Below are 17,115 nucleotides of genomic sequence, written 5' to 3'. Positions count from 1 at the left end.
ACTTAATAAAGGGAATAATTTAGATGGGTGCGATCACTGTTAAACAATGCTGCCACTCTTCTGTTCAAGCCCCAAGATTCCAAGTGATAGCGGGCGACAAAATCATGAAAAAGCATGATGGGATCATTGATTTTGTCGTTGTTACATCAATTTTTTCTCCCGAGACTTTGGATGTCACCTTGGCAAACGGTAGGGTAACATCGATAGATAGCAGTCAGGTTGTTGCGTTAATGCTTGATGATTAGCCTAGACAATAAAAACTTGCTGCTGATGCTTGATCTACTTGCTCCGCCCAATTGGTGTGCATAGTTTTGGCTACGGGGTTCTTTCCAAACACTGAACCATTCTGCTCTCGTCTTTGATTTTTAGGCACCTTTCAATTGCACTATCTGGCTTCTTTTCTTTTGGTGTGGCTTTTGTATTATTGGTGTTTTTGGGCGGGGGATTATTTTGTGGCGCCTTCTGCGGAGTTGGCGTGTTTGTGCTGACAGCCGATGGGGTGTGAGTGGGTGTTGGAATATATGGTGCCGCTTGGCGGGGAACATTTTCCGGTTTGATTTTTTGAATAGACCAAATCGACCACGCCACAATACCAAGTCCGCAAAGGAATGTAAAGGCTAACATTTGACGCTCAACTTTTTTTTCACGTTCTTTGTTTTTAGGGTCAGCATGATATTCTCTGAGCGATTTTTTCCAGCGTGCAATAAACCCATCAGTGGACTGTTTGAACTCCACGTTTTTTAATGCCAATGCCGTGGCAATTACTACCGCCGCGATATCTAACGCCATGTAGGCGGGATTTCCTGTTACCACGCCACTTAAGATGGCGATCAAGGCGGCTATAAAAGTCGCTTTTTTGCTCTGCGACGACTCTGCCACAACATAGACTACAACTGCTGGAACAGCAGCAATTGCCAATGCGACGATCATGTGTATACTTTCGTCAATTGATGGTGTTTGCAGGTCGTCTGCGTATTTGATTTTGTTGCATGACAGGCCGCCAAGTTTTTGGATTAGTATCGGAGGGTGATTATGGGGATCATTTTTCGCATATTGTTAACCATTTTGGTTTATTTTGTTGGGTTCATTGGCATGCGAATTTATCAAGATGTTAATGCTTTGCCAATTAGTCCATCGCAGGCCACCACCGTGGGTTTTACGCTGGCAATAATATGCTGGTTTTTACTTCCGAGGAAGAAGTAGCAATTCAGTCGTCATCCAAGGATGGCGGTTGAGAAAGGCGAAAAAATCGAAGCAGGGAAGCTCGGACCAGCCCGCCCGCGCTCCGGGTAGGTCATGCACCCGCAGAAGATTTTGGCTCTTGGTCTCGTTACCGGGTGCGTCGTGCGGTAGCGCGCTTGCAAGTGGCTCTTTGCTGTCAAATGGCAAGTGTTTTCTGCGGTAGACTGCGATTTTGAGCCCTTCAACTTGAACATCGAAGTGGTCCACTCAGTGGCTCACTCACAGCAAGAGAGTTGGGAAAAAATCGTTATAAATCAACGCTCCGGCAGGGTGTGGAAGGGTATCCCGTCCACTCCGCCAGAGTTTCAAAAAGCCTGCAGATCGTTGATTTGCAGGCTTTTTGTTTTTCGGGGCCTGTCTTTCAGGCCGCAAGCGGTAGAACGTTGGGTTCTTCTTGGGCCTCAGCATAGGCAGCGCGTTCCATCAAGGCTTCCAGCGACAGCTCTCTGGACAAGAGGTGGCCTTGGCCCTGGGTGATGCCGAGCGCGAGCAGTTCGTCAAGCTGGCTCCAGGTTTCCACCCCTTCGGCCACAAACGTGGCGTTGTAGCGTTGGGCCGATTCGAGCGCCAGTTCGATGGCCGCGCGCATTCTGGCGTTGCCAATCAGGGCAATCATGGTGTGGTCCACCTTGAGTTCTGAGAACTGGAACCGCGCCAGCACCGCGAGACCTGAGTAGCCGCTGCCAAAATCGTCGAGCGACAGTTTGATGCGCTGCTGGTTGAGGTGTTGCACGTTTTCCCGCACGGTGTCGATGTCGGGCACCGGGTCGTACTCGGTCACCTCCAGCACCAACGCCTCGGGTGGCAGGTCCATGCGCTTGAGCAGCGCGGCCAGCCGCAAGGCGAAGTTGGCCGTGACGAGCGATGCGCTGGAAATGTTGACCGACAGGGGGCGCGCTCCGCCCGCGAGCGACCACCGCTGGTAGTCGCGGCAGGCGCGTTCGATGGTGCACCACTCGAATGCCGGCAGCAGTTTGTGGCGGGCCGCCAGCACCAGCACCTGCCCGGGGGGAACGTGTTGCCCAAGCCCGTCGTTGAAGCGCAACAACGCTTCCGCCCCCACCACCGCGCGCGTGCGCAGGTGGAATTTGGGCATGTAGGCGAGTGGCGGGTTGTTGTTGTCGATCCAGTCGACGAGGCAGGCCAACAGTTGGGCCTCGCGCCTGGCCACGTGGGTGAAGCTGGTGTGCAGAAAGGTCACCGTTCGCAGTTCGTGGCCGTGGGCATGGAGGTACAGCCCGAGATCGCGCAAGGCGGACGCGGCATCGGCATGCCTTTGCGCGTCACAGGTGGCAACGGTCATGGCCAGGCTGGGGGTGGGGCCGTTGGCAGTGTGGCTGTGCATTTTCAGGCTGAGCTCCTGGTGCAGCCGGGTGGCGAGGCCACTGTCGTCCAGGTCGGCCGGGTTGATGCCATCGAGCACCAGCACCAGGCTCAGGTCGGTGAACTGAAACACCCGCAGCTCGAAGGCATGGAGCAAGGACTTGATCGGTTCTTCGTGGACCGTGATGGCGAGTTGCTGTAAAAACTTGTCGCCCCAGCCGTGGCCTTGTGCCAGCAGCATCTGGGTGTGGTTGTTCACGCCGATACAGATCAGGGCCATCTTGTGGGGGGCAGGGCGACCAAAGTGGCGGGCAAGGTGTTCGCCGAGCGCGCGCCGGTTGGGCAACTGCGTCAACGAATCTTTGCGGCTGCTGTCCCAGTCCAGTCGCTGCCGACGCCGGTCGTGTGCGTCGAGCCTGAACATCGCAAACACGCAGACAAAAAAGAGCAGCGCTGGCGCGGCCATCAAGGTCTTGCGCACCAGAGAACCCAGCGAGTTGGTGCGTGGCAGCAAATCGAAAACAACCCAGCCGTCAGGAAGGTGGTGCAGCCCGAGGAGCACCAGGCCGGAGACCACCAGCGTCAACGACCGCATGGCCCACATCCAGAGCATCTGGCGCAGGCCCACATCGGCGAGATCGAGGTGACGGTACCAATGGTGGGCCCAAATGCCGCCGAGCGTGACGATGGCCATGTCGATGCCGGTGTACACCCCTTGCACCGTGCCGGCAAACTGCAAGCGGGCGCCAAAAATCAGCACATACCCCAGCAAGCCGCCGCGCCAGCCGCCCAGCATGCCAGCCAAGAACAACAAGTCGTAGCGGATGGGGGCGCTGGACGGCGGAGGCAGGTAGATGTGCAGCAGCGCGCTGATGCCATAGCCGGCCACCGCCAGCACCACGCTGTGCAGCCAGCCCGCTTGCCGCGGGCCAATGTGCAGCGGGCGGGTGAGCACCAGCATGAGGGCCATCAGCCCGAGCACGGCAGCGTACTGCCACATGAACATGGGGATGGGCCCCAGCTCATAGCGAATCAATTCAAGCCACGACATGGCGTTCTCCCTGGTTCGGCTGTGGGCCGAATCTGGGCGAGAACATACCATCGCTGGCTGGAAGTGTTAATAAATGTGTCTAAATGCGCCGCAGCCTGTCACAAAGGCAGGCTCATGCCGGTTTTCATTTGAAGTTTTTGACGTTCAGCGAGGGCGTGCCGTCGCCAGTGGCCGCCACAAACCCGTGGCCAGGGAGATGCCCAGCAAGATCACGCCACCGCAGACGATCATCCAGCCGGTCACGGCTTCACCCAGGAAGGTGGTCCCATAAAAGACCGCAAAAAGCGGAATCATGAACGTGACGGTGATGGCTTTGGCGGGGCCGGTTCGCGCGATCAGGCGGAAATAGAGGATGTAGGCGAGGGCACTGCAAAACACCGCCAGCGCCACGATGGCGAGCCAGGCCTGTAGGCTGGGTGTCTGCTCAGGCCAGAACCACAGGGTAGGCAGTGCCAGCCCGACCGTGGCGCCCAACTGGCTGCCGGTGGCGTTGACCAGCGGCGGCACACCGGCCAGAAAGCGTTTGGCGTGGTTGGCCGCCATCCCGTAGCACAGGGTGGCGCCCAGGCAGGCCACCACGGCCCAGCCGGTGCCCCCCGCTGTGAAGGTGGCCTTCTCCCACGACAAGAGGGCCACGCCCGCAAAGCCCAAGGCCAGGCCCAGCAGGCGGTTTCTGTCGAGCCTTTCGTGCAGCCACAACCACGCCACCAAGGCGCCAAACAGGGGGGCTGTCGCGTTGAGGATGGCAGACAGTCCGGTTGAGATCGACGTGACCGCGTAGGAGTACAACGCAAACGGTAGGGCCGAACTCAACATGCCTGAAACAAACAAGGCACCCGCGTGCTGCCGCAACCGCGCGAGCTGTCCTTCGCGCCAGAGAAGCGGCAGCAGCACGAGGGCGGCCAGCCCGACACGCCCGCCCGCAGCCGCCACGGCGCCAAACTCGGCGGCGCCCAAACGCATGAACATGAAAGAGGCACCCCACAGGGCCGCCAGCAGCACGAACTCGGCCGCAACAGTGGATTTCATGAGAACAATTCGAGGGTGGCGCCGGTGGGCGAGGTGGGGGGATGGCCGAGTTCAAGGCGCAGCAGGGCGGTCTTGCGCCACAGGCCGCCGGCGTAGCCGGTGAGGCTGCCGTCCGCGCCCAAAACGCGGTGGCAGGGCACGATGATACCCAGGGGGTTGCGCCCCACGGCGGCGCCCACGGCACGCACGGCCGCCGGTCGCCCGATCTGCCGCGCCAGCGCCCCGTAGCTCAGCGACGCGCGCACGGGAATCGTCAGCAAGGCTTGCCAGACCGCGCGCTGGAAATCGGTGCCTTGGTCCAGGTCCAGCGGCAGGTCGAAATCGTTGCGCTCGCCGGCAAAGTAGGCGTGCAACTGGCGTTCGGTGGTGTCCAGTACCGCATGTTCACTTGCAGGGGCGGGGGTGCGGTTGGCCAGCCAGGCCGGCAGGTGGCGCTGGTCATCAAACCACAGGCCGCTCAGGCCGCGTTCGCTGGCCGCCAGCAGCAGCGGGCCCAGTGGGCTGTCGGTGCGGGCCACGGCGACGATGGGGGAGGTGCTTTTCATGTCGGTGTCTCCTGGGAAGAACGGGTGCCGCCGTGCCAGGCGCACATCACGGCATAGGCGCGCCAGGGCCGCCAGGCCTCGGCGCGGCGTTCGGCTTCGCGGCTGGCCTGGCGCACGTTGAGGCCGCGCAAGCCCAGCGCGTGGTGCAAGGCCACGTCGCCGGCCACAAAGGCGTCGGGCCAGTGCAGGGCGCGCATGGCGATGTAGTGGGCGGTCCAGTCGCCTATGCCGGGCAGGGACTTGAGCTGCTCGATGGTGGCCTGCACCGGGGCATCGCTGTCCAGCCGCAATTCGCCGCTGTCCAGCGCACGAGCCAGCGCGCGCAGGGCGGCCTGGCGCTGGCGCGTCACACCCAGCTCGCCCAGGGCATCTTCGGTGGCCTGCGCGATGCTGCGGGGTGTGGGAAACAACCGGTCCAAGCCGGCCCAGGGCGTGGTGATGGGTTCGCCAAAACGCTGTGCCACCCGGCGGGCGAGGGTGCGGGCTGCGGCCACCGTCACCTGCTGGCCCAGCACCGCACGCACCGCCTGCATGAAGCCGTCAAGCGCGCCCGGCAGGCGCTGGCCTTCGGCGTTGTGAAAATCCCGCCCAAGCACTTGTGTGACGGCCTCGGGCTGCAGGTCCAGGTCCAGCGCGTGCCGCACCCGCTGCAGCACCTGGGGCAGCACCGGGGCCAGGCTGCCGGCCACACGCAGCAGCACGCGGGGCCGTTCGGGATCGAAGGCGGCCACCACCCAGCCGATGTGCGTTTGGCCAGCTTGCATCAGGCGCAGCGTGCTGCCCCATTGGGCGATGGGGTGATCAGGCTGCACCACATCCACGCCGTCTATGGTGCGCTGGGCCAGGAAGTCCAACAAACGTGTGCGGTCCAGCGGCGGGCGGTAGTCGAGCCGGAAGCTGAAAGCCTCGGGCAGGGGCGTGTCGGGGGCCTCGCCTGTGGAGCGCCGGAGTTGCAGCGGTGGCAGACCGTAGCGCGCCTTCCATGCCGCGTGGAAGCTGCGTTGCGAGGCGAAACCACTGAGCGAGGCCACCATGGGCACGGGCAGGCGGGTGTCGGTGAGCAGCAGCTTGGCATTGAGCAGCCGCAGCGTCTGCAGAAACTGCAGTGGCCCGGTGCCCCAGTGCTGGCGGAAGATGCGGCGCAGGTGGCGTTCGCTCACACCCAGCCTTTGGGCGATGTGGTCCAGCCCCTCGTTGTCACCGGCACCGTGTTCGACCTGGGCGCGCAGCAGCCGCACGGCCTCGTGCGCCAGCAGGCGGCTGGCGTCTTCGTGGTTCCAGGGCATGGGGCCGCCGGCCGCAGGTGCCAGTTCGGGCCGACAGCGCAGGCAGGGCCGAAAACCCGCCGCCTCCGCCTGGGCCGCGTGATCGAAAAAACGGCAGTTGCCGGCCTTGGGCGTTCGCACCCGGCACACCGGGCGGCAGTAGACGCCGGTGCTGGTGACACCGACAAAAAACACGCCGTCAAAGCGCGCATCGCGGGCGCTCAGGGCGAGGTAGCGGGCATCGGTGTCGGGGGTGTCCATGGGGGCATGATAGGCCGCGCAGAAGAAAAAAATCGCCGTTTTCGGACTTCGTCCTTGGGTGTGCTCGTGAGCCCGTTCGGACGGACCGACCGGGCGGCGGGTGGGGCGCCGCTGCCTACAATCGCGGCATGCTGCAACTCCAACCGGCCATCTTCAAGGCCTACGACATCCGGGGCGTTGTGCCCGACGCCCTCAACACCGAGGTGGCCCATGCGTTGGGCCGTGCCTTCGGTGCCGAGGCCCTGGCCCAGGGCGAGACCACCGTGGCCGTGGGCCGCGATGGCCGCCTGAGCAGCCCCTCGCTTGCCCAGGCGCTGATCCAGGGCCTGTCTGACGCCGGCGTTCAGGTCATCGACGTCGGCATGGTGACCACGCCCATGCTGTATTACGCGGCCAGCACCGCCTGCCGCAGCGGCATTCAGGTCACGGGCAGCCACAACCCCAAAAACTACAACGGCTTCAAGATGGTGCTGGCCGGCCGCGCCATTTTTGGTGATGACATCCAGGGGCTGCGCCGCCGCATGGAACACGGCGACCTGCCCACCCGCGCGGGTGGCGGTGTGCGCACGCTGGATGTGGGCGACACCTACCGCGATCGGATCGTCGGCGACGTGAAGCTGGCACGCCCCATCAAGATCGTGATGGACTGTGGCAACGGCGTGGCCGGTGCCTCGGCGCCCGCGCTGTTCCGCGCCCTGGGCTGCGAGGTGATCGAGTTGTTCAGCGAAGTGGATGGCGAGTTCCCCAACCACCACCCCGACCCGAGCAAACCCGAAAACCTGCGCTGGCTGATCGAGACCTTGCAAAGTTCGAACGCCGAGCTGGGCCTGGCCTTTGATGGCGATGGCGACCGGCTGGGCATCGTCACCAAGAGTGGCGAAAACATCTTTCCCGACCGCCAGATGATGCTGTTCGCCCAGGACGTGCTCTCGCGCGTGCCCGGCGGCACCATCCTGTTCGACGTCAAGTGCACCCAGCGCCTGGGCCCGGCCATCTCGGCGGCGGGCGGCGTGCCGCTGATGTACAAGACCGGCCACTCGCTGATCAAGGCCAAGATGAAAGAGGTCGACGCCCCCTTGGGTGGCGAGATGAGCGGCCACATTTTCTTCAAGGAGCGCTGGTACGGTTTCGACGACGGCAGCTACGCCGGGGCGCGCCTGCTCGAAATCCTGAGCCGCCACACCAACCCGTCGGCGGTGCTCGAAGCCCTGCCGACCAGCTTCAGCACGCCCGAGCTCAACGTGGCCTGCGCCGAAGGCGAGCCACACGCACTGGTGGCCCAGTTGCAGCAGGCCAGCTTCGAGGCGCCGGCCCAGGTCTCCACCATCGACGGTCTGCGCGTGGACTGGCCTGACGGCTTTGGCCTGATCCGCGCCAGCAACACCACGCCGGTGTTGGTGCTGCGCTTCGAGGGGCAGACGCCCGAGGCCCTGCACCGCATCGAGGCGCGCATGATGGCCTTGCTCAAGTCGGTGAAGCCCGATGCCTTGATTCAACAAGCGGCGCACTGATGACCTCCGCCCGCCCCAGCGACGACCCCGAGGTCATTGTCTTCAACCTCAAGAAGCGCTACACCGGCGTCTCGGCAACGGTCAACGCGCTGGTGCCTATTCAACTGGGGCAGTGGCGCCTGGCCTACTGCGGCACGCCGCTGCCACACGGTGTGCCGGGCATGACGCTGAAGCAGGCCATCGCGCTGTCGCGCAAACCACCCGCCGGGCGCGCGTTCCGGATTTGGCACGTGCGGCGCGACCACGAAATGATGGCTGGCCTGTGGGCGCGCGATGTGCTGCGTTTGCCCATCAAGCTGGTGTTCACTTCGGCCGCGCAGCACCTGCACGGGCGTTTCCCGCGCTGGCTGATCTCGCGCATGGACGCGGTGATTTCCACCACACCCCTGGCCGCCCGTTTTGTGCCCAACACCACCGCCGTGGTGCCACATGGCATTGACCTGCAGCGCTTCGCCCCACCGCCCGACAAGGTGAACGCCTGGGCCGATTCGGGCCTGCCCGGCCGTTACGGCATCGGCACCTTTGGCCGCGTGCGGCCCGACAAGGGCAGCGATGTGTTTGTGGACGCCATGATCGCCGCGCTGCCGCACCTGCCCGACGCCACCGCTGTCATTGCCGGCCTGGCGCAGCCCCAGCACCAGGCTTACGAAACGGCGCTTCGGGAGAAAATCGCCGCCGCCGGCTTGAGCGAGCGCATCGTTTTCCTGGGCGAGGTGCCGGCGGCCGAGGTGCACCGCTGGTACCAACGCTGCCTGCTGTGTGTGGCCTGCCCACGCTACGAACCCTTTGGTCTCACCCCTTTCGAGGCGGCGGCCACCGGCTGTGCCGTGGTGTGTTCGCGCACGGGTGCCTTCGACCAACTCACCGAGCCGGGTGAAACCGGTGAATTGGTGGACACCGGCGACGCGGTTGGCCTGGCGGATGCCGTGCGCCGCGTGATGGCCGACCCGCAGCGCACGCTGGCCATGGGCGAGGCCGCGCGCCAGCGCGTGACCGAGCGTTTCTCGCTGGCGCAGGAGGCGGCCGGTATTGGCCGCGTCTACCGGCAACTCTTCGACAAGACATGACACTGGCCCAGCGCCTGGCCTTGGCGGTGTATGGCGCCGTGACCACGCTGGCCCAACCGCTGCTGCGGCGCAAGCTGCGCCAGCGTGGGCAGGTGGAACCGGGCTACCTGGATGCAGTGGAAGAACGTTTCGGCCGCTATGGCGCAGAAGCGGCGTCGCGCGCTTGGGTGTGGGTTCATGCCGTGTCCCTGGGCGAAACCCGGGCCGCCGCGCCGCTGATCGCCGCCCTGCGCGAGCAACAACCCGGCCTGCGCCTGCTGCTGACCCACGGCACCGCCACCGGCCGCGCCGAAGGCCAGCGCCTGCTGCGCCCGGGTGACCGCCAGGCCTGGCTGCCCTGGGACACGCCGGGTGCCACGCAGCGCTTCCTGGCCCATTTCCGTCCGACCGTCGGTGTGCTCATGGAAACCGAGGTCTGGCCCTGCCTCACACGGGCCTGCCGTTCGGCTGGCGTGCCGCTGCTGCTGGTCAACGCCCGCCTCAGCGAAAAATCACTGAAGCAAGCATGGCGCTTGAAAACCTTGTCGCAGGCCACCTATGGCGGCCTGCACGCGGTCTACGCCCAAACCGAAGCAGACGCCCAGCGGCTGCGCCAACTCAAAGCACCGGTGCAAGGCGTCTTCGGCAACCTCAAGTTCGACGCCACGCCCAGCGCCGCGCAACTGGCGACGGCGCGGCGCTGGCGCGCATCGCCCGCAGCGCGCCCCGTGGCCCTGCTGGCCAGCGCGCGCGAGGGCGAGGCGGCGATGTGGCTGGCGCAGCGCCAACCCGGTGCCCTGTGGTTGGTGGTGCCGCGTCACCCGCAGCGTTTCGACGAGGTGGCGGCCTTGCTGGCCGGTGCGGGCCTGAAGGTGTCGCGCCGCAGCCAATGGCCCGAATCCGGCCCCAGCGCCGCCGACTGGGTGGCCGATGTCTGGCTGGGCGATTCGCTGGGCGAGATGGCGCTGTACTACGGCTTGGCCGAGGTGGCCTTGCTGGGTGGCAGCTTTGCGCCCCTGGGCGGGCAGAACCTGATCGAGGCGGCCGCCTGTGGCTGCCCGGTGGTGATGGGGCCACACACCTTCAACTTCCTGGAAGCCGCCGAGCGGGCCCAGGCCTGTGGCGCGGCCTTGCGGGTGGCCGACATGGGCGAAGCCTGCCAAACCGCGACGACCTTGTTGAACGATGGCGCGCGTTTGGCGGTGGCTCGCCAGGGCACGGTGACATTGATCGATGGCGGGCGGGGTGCCGTGCAACACACGGCCCAGGCGGTGATGGCGGCGCTGGCCCGACCGTGATCAGGCGGGTTCGGGCCCGCTGTGGGGGGCCTGTGTGATGCTGGCGCGTTCGCGCTTCTGGCCATACATGCGGCCATCGGCCTCGCGCAGCAAGGCCACCAGGTTGTCGCCGTCCTCCGGGAAACACGCCACGCCCATGCTGATGCCCACGGGCGTGGGCGGACCATCAAACAGAGGTGACGCGTCCAGCGTGCTCCGCAGCCGCGCCACAGCGGCCTGCACGGCCTGTGGGCTTGAGGCTTCCAGCACCACCACAAACTCGTCACCGCCGAGCCGCGCTACCAGGTCGGTCTCCCGGGTGGCTTGCCGGGCGCGTTGCGCCACTTCGCGCAGCACACCGTCACCGGCGGCGTGGCCGTGGCGGTCGTTCAGTCCCTTGAATCCGTCCAGATCCAGCAGCACCACGGCCAGGTGATCGCCGTGCCGCTGGGCACGTCGCAAGGCCTGCGCGGCAAAGCTGTCGAGCTGGCGGCGGTTGGCCAGACCCGTGAGTGGGTCGATCAAGGCCATCTGCTGCAGCCGTTCCTGCACGCTGAGGTTGACCGCCAGGCTCATGCCACATATCCAGGCCAGGTTGTGGGTCAACAGCAACAGGAACACCAGTCCCATCACCGGGTGGTCCTGCATGGGCGTGCCGGGTGGCGACTGCCAGGACAACGTGGCGCGCACCACCAGGGCCAGGCCGGCCAGCGCCACAAACACGGCGCATGTGCCGTAGAGGGCCCGCCAGTGGCCCTGGGTGTGTTGCAGCAGCAGCACCGCCGTGGCCAGCAGCACACACGCGACCACGGGATCCAGCGTGCCGTAACGCATGCGGGCGTCGGTGGCATACACCGACGACAGGAGCACCACCAGCCCCATCACCGGCGCCCACCAGCCCCAGCGGCCCCTGGCCTGCGGCATGCGTTTGAAACGCAGCAGCCCTTCGATATGCAAGAGGGCCGCACCCACCAGCAGGCTGTTGTTGACGGGCGAGATGAACACGCCCAGCGCCGGGCGCATGATGACCGCCAAAAATCCCAGGCCACTGCAGACCGCCGCCACCGTCCACACCCCCGGGCCGGGCACGTCGCGGTTGATGTGCCACAACGCCAGCATCACCAGGATCGCGACGCCGTTCACAATGGCGACGATCAGGCTGAGCGTGGGGTAGTGAAGCTCATACATGGGCTTGGTAAATTTAACACTTTCGCCCACTTTCCACACCTGTGCCCACCCTGCCTCATGCGCATCCGATGAACCGCCCACCCAAAATCCCCCAGTCGGTGCTGGTCGTCATTCACACACCCGATCTGCACGTGCTGCTGATCGAGCGCGCCGACGCCCCCGGTTTCTGGCAATCGGTGACCGGTGCCAAGGATTTTGCCGAGGAGACGTGGGGCCAGACCGCGGCGCGCGAGGTCGCGGAAGAAACCGGCCTGGACGCACACGCCCCGGGCCACCGGCTGCGTGACTGGGGGCTGGAAAACGTGTACGAGATCTACCCCCAATGGCGCCACCGCTACGCGCCCGGCGTCACCCACAACACCGAACGCCTGTTTGGCCTGTGTGTGCCGGCGCCGCTGCCCGTGCGCTTGAACCCACGCGAGCACACGGCCCAGGGTTGGTGGCCTTGGGCGCAGGCTGCCGAGCGCTGTTTTTCGCCATCCAACGCCGAGGCCATTCTGTGGTTGCCCCGGCTGGGTGGCATGATGGTGTGATGGACAGTTTCCGCGTTGCCACCTACAACATCCACAAAGGCGTGCAGGGCCTGGGGCCGGCGCGCCGGCTCGAAATCCACAACCTCGGTCACGCGGTGGAGCAGCTCGACGCCGACATCGTGTGCCTGCAGGAAGTGCGCAGCCACCACCACAAGCTCAAGAAGCGCTTTCAGCATTGGCCGGAGCAGGCGCAGGCCGACTACCTCTCGCCCGAAGGCTACGAAGCCATCTACCGCACCAACGCCTTCACCCGCCACGGCGAACACGGCAACGCGCTGTTGTCGCGCTGGCCGGTGCTGGCCACGGGCCACCACGACGTGTCGGACCACCGCTTCGAGCAGCGTGGCCTCTTGCACGCGGTTGTCAACGTGGCCCATCGCACGGTGCACGTGGTGGTGGTGCACCTGGGCCTGATCCACGCCAGCCGGGAACGTCAGGTGCAGCGCTTGGGGCAGTTCATCGAACGCGAGGTGCCGGCCGGCGCGCCCCTGGTGGTGGCGGGCGATTTCAACGACTGGAGCGCCAAGCTGCTCGCGCCCATGGCCAACCTGGACCTGCGCACCTTCGACGGCATACGCCTGCCCACCTTCCCCTCGCGCCTGCCTTTGCTGCACCTGGATCGCATCTACGTGCGGGGCCTGCGGCCGGTGTCGGCCCACGTGCCTCATGGGCGGGCGTGGGCGCGCATGTCCGACCACCTGCCGCTGGTGGCGGAGCTGTCGTTCTGAGTGCCATGGCGTCGCCGGCCACAGACAACTGGCGCCCAGCACGCCCACAACCCGGCCACCGCCTGCTGCTGCTGCAGGGCGGTGACGCGTTTTTCCCCGCCCTGGTGGCGGCCATGGACGCGGCCGTGCAGTCGGTGCACCTGGAAACCTACATCTTCGAATTTGCCGGCAGCGCCCTTCAAGTGGCCGAGGCCCTGGAGCGCGCCGCTCGGCGTGGGGTGCACGTGCGCCTGGTGGTGGACGGCATTGGCACGCCCCACATCCCCACCGAATGGCAACAGCGGCTGGCGGCGGCCGGGGTGTACTGGCGCGTGTACGCCCCACTGGGCCGGTTTGGCCTGGCCTTGCCCAGCAACTGGCGCCGCCTGCACCGCAAGCTGTGCGTGGTGGATGGCAGCGTGGGGTTTTGTGGTGGCATCAACATCATCGACGACCTCGACGACGTGGCGCTGGGGCGGCTCGCCCACCCACGGCTGGATTTTTCGCTCCAGGTCAGTGGCCCGCTGGTGGCCGACATGACGGAAACCATGGAGCGCTTGTGGTGGCGCCTGCAGGCCGTGCGCAAGGCGCGGCAGCGCGAGTTCCGTGCCGCCTGGGACGCCTTGCGCGCGGGCACGCCGGTGGGCGATTTTTCGTCGCTGTTCGCGTCCGACCTGGGCCACGGCGCCCACGCCGGCAACGCCGCCCTGGTGCTGCGCGACAACCTGCGCCACCGCCACGACATCGAGCGCGCCTACCTCAAGGCCATTGGCGAATCGCACCACGAGGTGCTCATCGCCAACGCCTATTTCATCCCCGGGCGCAAGCTGCGCCGGGCGCTGACCATGGCGGTGGCGCGGGGCGTGCGCGTGCGCCTGTTGTTGCAGGGCAAATACGAGCACTTTCTGCAGTACCACGCGGCGCGGCCGGTGTTCCACCAGCTGCTGCGTGCCGGCATCGAAATTTACGAATACGTGCCCAGTGCGCTGCACGCCAAGGTGGCTGTGGTCGATCAGCGCTGGGCCACGGTGGGCTCCACCAACCTCGATCCCCTGAGCCTGTTGCTGGCGCGCGAGGCCAACGTGGTCAGTGCCGACGAGGGTTTTGCCAAGGCTTTGCACGAACGCCTGGATCACATCGTCACCCACCAGGGCCGGGCGCTGCAGCGGCACGAGCTGGCGGCGCGCCCTTGGCCGCAGCGTGCCCTGGACCGGCTGGCTTTTATGGTCATGCGCGCGACGCTGTTTGTGACCGGCCACAGATACTGATGACTGCCCCCACGCTCCACCGCTTCGCGGGTCGCTGCCCCCCATGGGGGCTGATCGGCCTTGGGGCGGCCCGGCGGCCGATCGGTTTGTTGACGTGCAAGACCTGATCGTTCAGCGCCCCGAAGGCCTGTACTGCCCGCCGGGCGATTTCTACATCGATCCCTGGCGCCGCGTGGAGCGTGCCGTCATCACCCACGCGCACGCCGACCACGCGCGCGCCGGCCACGGCCACTACCTGGCCACCGCCGTCTCAGAAGGGGTGCTGCGCGCGCGCCTGGGCAACATCACCCTGCAGCCGTTGGCCTATGGCGACGTGGTGGAACACCGGGGTGTGCGCATTTCATTGCACCCGGCCGGGCACGTGCTGGGCTCGGCCCAGGTGCGGGTGGAACAAGCCGGTCGTGTGTGGGTGGCCAGCGGCGATTACAAGGTCGCGCCCGACCCCACCTGCGCGGCCTTCGAGCCCGTGCGTTGCGACGTGTTCATCACCGAATCCACCTTCGGCTTGCCGATCTACCGCTGGCAGACCGATGCGCAGGTCTTTGCCGAGATCAATGCCTGGTGGGCACAGAACGCGGCACTGGGCCGGGCCAGCGTGTTGGCCTGCTACAGCTTTGGCAAGGCGCAGCGCCTGCTGGCGGGGGTGGACGCGTCCATCGGCCCCATCGTCTGCCACGCTGCCGCCGAGCCCATCAACCGCGCCTACCGCGAGGCCGGTGTGGCTTTGCCTGACACCACGCCCGCCACGTCGTTGGACAAATCCGCCGTCGGGCGCGCCCTCGTGTTGTGCCCGCCTGCGGCCATGGCAGGCACCTGGCTGCGCCGCTTCGGCGACCACAGCGACGCTTTTGCCAGCGGCTGGATGCGGCTGCGCGGCGGCCGCCGGCGCGGTGGCTTCGACCGGGGCTTTGCCCTGAGCGACCACGCCGACTGGCCCGGCCTGATGTCGGCCATTGGCGCCACGGGCGCACAACGGGTCATCGTCACCCACGGCAGCGTGCCGGTGATGGTGCGCCACCTCACCGAACAAGGTCTGCAGGCCGAGGCGTTCGAGACCCAGTACGGCGATACGCAGGAAGCGGCGGCGGAGGCGTCGGTATGAAGCGTTTTGCCGCGCTCTACGCCGACCTGGACGCCAGCACGTCTACCCAGGCCAAGCTGGAAGCATTGCGTCGCTATTTCAGCGACGCGCCGCCTGAAGATGCGGCCTGGGTGGTGTACTTCCTGGCCGGAGGCAAGCCGCGCCAGGTCGTGCGCACCGCCGCTTTGCGTGCCACCGCCTGCGAACTGGCGGGTTTGAGCGACTGGCTGTTTGAAGCCAGCTACCAAGTGGTGGGCGATTTGGCCGAAACCATTTCGCTGTTGATTCCTGATGGGCAGGATGGCCAAAGCCCGCTGGCCCAGTTGGGCTTGAGCCACTGGATGACCGAACAACTGTTGCCGCTGCGCGGGCAACCGCCTGAGGCCGTGGACGCCCCCTTGCGCGCTATGTTCACGGCCTTGGATGCCGCTGGCCGCTTCTTGCTCATCAAGCTGGTGGGCGGGGGGTTTCGTGTTGGGGTGAGCAAGCTGCTGGTGCAGCGGGCCTTGGCCGAACACGCGGGGCTGGACCCCAAACGCGTGGCTCAGCGCATGATGGGCTACACCGATGCCAAGCGCATGCCCACCGCCTCCCGCTTCCTGGCCCTCGTCGCGCCCGAGGGCAGCGCCGACGATGAAGCGCGCAACGACGGTCAGCCCTACCCCTTTTTCCTGGCCCATCCTCTGGCCGATTTGTTTGACCCGCCCGACGACACCAGGGCTTGGGGCGCTGTGTTGGGCGCTCTCGATCAGTGGCTGGTGGAGTGGAAGTGGGACGGCGTGCGGGGCCAGGTGGTCAAGCGCGCTGGGCAGGTGTGGGTGTGGACACGCGGCGAAGAGCTGGTGACCGAGCGCTACCCTGAGTTGGTCGCGCTGGCCGCCACCTGGCCCGACGGCACGGTGCTGGACGGCGAAATCCTGGCGTGGAACGCGCCCAACAACAGCCCGGCGCCGTTTGCCCTGCTGCAACAGCGCATCGGTCGTCGAAGTGTGACCCGCAAGCTGCTGACCGAGGTGCCGGTCACTTTCATTGCCTATGACCTGCTGGAAGCCCAAGGGATGGACCAACGCGACCAACCCCTGTGGTGGCGGCGCGAGCAACTGCAGGCCTTGGCGGTTCAATGCCCGACATTGCGCCTGTCCCCGCTGGTGCAGGCCGTGGATTGGCCAGCCCTGGCGGCCCAGCGCGCCCAGGCCCGCGAACAAGGCCATGAAGGCCTGATGCTCAAACAGCGTGAGGCCCGCTATGGCGTGGGCCGCACGCGCGGCGACGGGCTGTGGTGCAAGTGGAAACTGGACCCCATGGCGGTGGACGCGGTGCTGATCTACGCCCAGGCTGGCCACGGCCGCCGCGCCTCGCTCTACACCGACTACACGTTTGCCGTCTGGAGCCGCCCGCCCGTGGACGCGCAAGAGGCGCAGGCGGTGATCGATGCCATCGCGCGGCGCGAGCCGGCACAGCCCGGGGCGTTGCAACTGGTGGCCTTTGCCAAGGCCTATTCGGGCCTGACCGATGCCGAATTCGCGCAGGTGGACGCCGTCATCCGCCAGACCACGCTGGAAAAGTTTGGCCCCGTGCGCAGCGTGCGGCCCACCCTGGTGTTCGAACTGGGGTTTGAGGGCATTGGTGCCAGCACACGCCACAAGAGCGGACTGGCGGTGCGTTTTCCGCGCATGTTGCGGCTGCGCACCGACAAGCCCTTGCACGAGGCCAACACCCTCGCCGACCTGCAGGCCCTGGTGGTCCGGCGCCAATAACCTCATGCACGCGGCGCATGGGGGCCGGTGT

At 65.8% G+C, this 17,115-nt stretch carries 14 protein-coding genes; 8 read left to right on the top strand and 6 right to left on the bottom strand.

Features of this window, described 5'->3' with window-relative positions:
• Positions 1-315: 315 nt before the first annotated feature.
• From ACFQPB_RS11305 to ACFQPB_RS11285, 5 genes are all read right to left on the bottom strand, one after another.
• Positions 316-930 carry a hypothetical protein gene (locus tag ACFQPB_RS11305; RefSeq protein ID WP_382223148.1) on the bottom strand — a complete coding sequence of 205 codons (615 nt, stop codon included), beginning with the start codon at positions 928-930 and terminating at the stop codon, positions 316-318.
• A 673-nt stretch (positions 931-1,603) separates the two neighbouring features.
• On the bottom strand, positions 1,604-3,616 hold the full coding sequence (locus tag ACFQPB_RS11300; protein WP_382223145.1) for an EAL domain-containing protein: 2,013 nt from the start codon (positions 3,614-3,616) through the stop codon (positions 1,604-1,606).
• A gap of 144 nt (positions 3,617-3,760) precedes the next feature.
• Entirely contained in the window at positions 3,761-4,645 is an 885-nt protein-coding gene (locus ACFQPB_RS11295) for a DMT family transporter (protein ID WP_382223142.1), read from the bottom strand.
• Positions 4,642-5,190 (bottom strand): methylated-DNA--[protein]-cysteine S-methyltransferase, encoded by a 549-nt coding sequence (locus ACFQPB_RS11290; protein ID WP_382223139.1) that lies wholly within the window; start codon positions 5,188-5,190, stop codon positions 4,642-4,644. The genes ACFQPB_RS11295 and ACFQPB_RS11290 overlap by 4 nt, the downstream gene beginning before the upstream one ends.
• Positions 5,187-6,716 carry a DNA-3-methyladenine glycosylase 2 family protein gene (locus ACFQPB_RS11285; RefSeq protein WP_382223136.1) on the bottom strand — a complete coding sequence of 510 codons (1,530 nt, stop codon included), beginning with the start codon at positions 6,714-6,716 and terminating at the stop codon, positions 5,187-5,189. The genes ACFQPB_RS11290 and ACFQPB_RS11285 overlap by 4 nt, the downstream gene beginning before the upstream one ends.
• Positions 6,717-6,847: 131 nt before the next feature.
• Between ACFQPB_RS11285 and ACFQPB_RS11280 the strand changes: the two genes are divergently transcribed.
• The 3 genes from ACFQPB_RS11280 to ACFQPB_RS11270 are packed head-to-tail and all read left to right on the top strand — an operon-like array spanning position 6,848 to position 10,571.
• Positions 6,848-8,227, top strand: a complete 1,380-nt coding sequence (locus tag ACFQPB_RS11280; RefSeq protein WP_382223342.1) for a phosphomannomutase/phosphoglucomutase — start codon at positions 6,848-6,850, stop codon at positions 8,225-8,227.
• Positions 8,227-9,294 (top strand): glycosyltransferase family 4 protein, encoded by a 1,068-nt coding sequence (locus ACFQPB_RS11275; protein ID WP_382223133.1) that lies wholly within the window; start codon positions 8,227-8,229, stop codon positions 9,292-9,294. The genes ACFQPB_RS11280 and ACFQPB_RS11275 overlap by 1 nt, the downstream gene beginning before the upstream one ends.
• A complete protein-coding gene (locus ACFQPB_RS11270) occupies positions 9,291-10,571 on the top strand; it encodes a 3-deoxy-D-manno-octulosonic acid transferase (RefSeq protein ID WP_382223130.1) in 1,281 nt (426 codons plus the stop codon). Before ACFQPB_RS11275 ends, ACFQPB_RS11270 begins: the two co-directional genes overlap by 4 nt.
• On the opposite strand, the gene ACFQPB_RS11265 is transcribed toward ACFQPB_RS11270, so the two are convergent.
• Positions 10,572-11,738 carry a GGDEF domain-containing protein gene (locus tag ACFQPB_RS11265; protein WP_382223127.1) on the bottom strand — a complete coding sequence of 389 codons (1,167 nt, stop codon included), beginning with the start codon at positions 11,736-11,738 and terminating at the stop codon, positions 10,572-10,574. It lies immediately after the preceding gene.
• Positions 11,739-11,806: 68 nt separating this feature from the next.
• On the opposite strand from ACFQPB_RS11265, the gene nudB reads away from it, so the two are divergent.
• Genes nudB through ACFQPB_RS11240 form a run of 5 tightly spaced genes read left to right on the top strand, consistent with a single transcriptional unit; the run spans position 11,807 to position 17,084 of the window.
• Positions 11,807-12,271 carry a dihydroneopterin triphosphate diphosphatase gene (nudB, locus tag ACFQPB_RS11260; RefSeq protein ID WP_382223124.1) on the top strand — a complete coding sequence of 155 codons (465 nt, stop codon included), beginning with the start codon at positions 11,807-11,809 and terminating at the stop codon, positions 12,269-12,271.
• On the top strand, positions 12,271-12,999 hold the full coding sequence (locus ACFQPB_RS11255; protein ID WP_382223121.1) for an endonuclease/exonuclease/phosphatase family protein: 729 nt from the start codon (positions 12,271-12,273) through the stop codon (positions 12,997-12,999). Before nudB ends, ACFQPB_RS11255 begins: the two co-directional genes overlap by 1 nt.
• A 5-nt stretch (positions 13,000-13,004) precedes the next feature.
• Positions 13,005-14,246, top strand: a complete 1,242-nt coding sequence (gene clsB, locus ACFQPB_RS11250) for a cardiolipin synthase ClsB (RefSeq protein WP_382223119.1) — start codon at positions 13,005-13,007, stop codon at positions 14,244-14,246.
• 43 nt (positions 14,247-14,289) lie between these two features.
• Positions 14,290-15,348, top strand: a complete 1,059-nt coding sequence (locus tag ACFQPB_RS11245; RefSeq protein WP_382223116.1) for a ligase-associated DNA damage response exonuclease — start codon at positions 14,290-14,292, stop codon at positions 15,346-15,348.
• On the top strand, positions 15,345-17,084 hold the full coding sequence (locus tag ACFQPB_RS11240; protein ID WP_382223114.1) for an ATP-dependent DNA ligase: 1,740 nt from the start codon (positions 15,345-15,347) through the stop codon (positions 17,082-17,084). The genes ACFQPB_RS11245 and ACFQPB_RS11240 overlap by 4 nt, the downstream gene beginning before the upstream one ends.
• Positions 17,085-17,115 lie beyond the last annotated feature (31 nt).

The organism is Hydrogenophaga atypica (assembly GCF_042665215.1).
GTDB classification, from domain to species: domain Bacteria; phylum Pseudomonadota; class Gammaproteobacteria; order Burkholderiales; family Burkholderiaceae_C; genus Hydrogenophaga; species Hydrogenophaga defluvii_A.
The sequence above is the reverse complement of the archived record's forward strand: the minus strand, read 5'-3'. Positions and strand labels throughout refer to the sequence as shown.

Coding starts and splice junctions, on each gene's coding strand:
- ACFQPB_RS11275 (WP_382223133.1), top strand. CDS start 8,227: ATGACCTCCGCCCGCCCCAGCGACGACCCCGAGGTCATTGTCTTCAAC.
- ACFQPB_RS11305 (WP_382223148.1), bottom strand. CDS start 930: ATGATCGTCGCATTGGCAATTGCTGCTGTTCCAGCAGTTGTAGTCTAT.
- ACFQPB_RS11265 (WP_382223127.1), bottom strand. CDS start 11,738: ATGTATGAGCTTCACTACCCCACGCTCAGCCTGATCGTCGCCATTGTG.
- ACFQPB_RS11290 (WP_382223139.1), bottom strand. CDS start 5,190: ATGAAAAGCACCTCCCCCATCGTCGCCGTGGCCCGCACCGACAGCCCA.
- ACFQPB_RS11300 (WP_382223145.1), bottom strand. CDS start 3,616: ATGTCGTGGCTTGAATTGATTCGCTATGAGCTGGGGCCCATCCCCATG.
- ACFQPB_RS11255 (WP_382223121.1), top strand. CDS start 12,271: ATGGACAGTTTCCGCGTTGCCACCTACAACATCCACAAAGGCGTGCAG.
- ACFQPB_RS11245 (WP_382223116.1), top strand. CDS start 14,290: ATGGGGGCTGATCGGCCTTGGGGCGGCCCGGCGGCCGATCGGTTTGTT.
- nudB (WP_382223124.1), top strand. CDS start 11,807: ATGAACCGCCCACCCAAAATCCCCCAGTCGGTGCTGGTCGTCATTCAC.
- ACFQPB_RS11295 (WP_382223142.1), bottom strand. CDS start 4,645: ATGAAATCCACTGTTGCGGCCGAGTTCGTGCTGCTGGCGGCCCTGTGG.
- clsB (WP_382223119.1), top strand. CDS start 13,005: ATGGCGTCGCCGGCCACAGACAACTGGCGCCCAGCACGCCCACAACCC.
- ACFQPB_RS11285 (WP_382223136.1), bottom strand. CDS start 6,716: ATGGACACCCCCGACACCGATGCCCGCTACCTCGCCCTGAGCGCCCGC.
- ACFQPB_RS11240 (WP_382223114.1), top strand. CDS start 15,345: ATGAAGCGTTTTGCCGCGCTCTACGCCGACCTGGACGCCAGCACGTCT.
- ACFQPB_RS11270 (WP_382223130.1), top strand. CDS start 9,291: ATGACACTGGCCCAGCGCCTGGCCTTGGCGGTGTATGGCGCCGTGACC.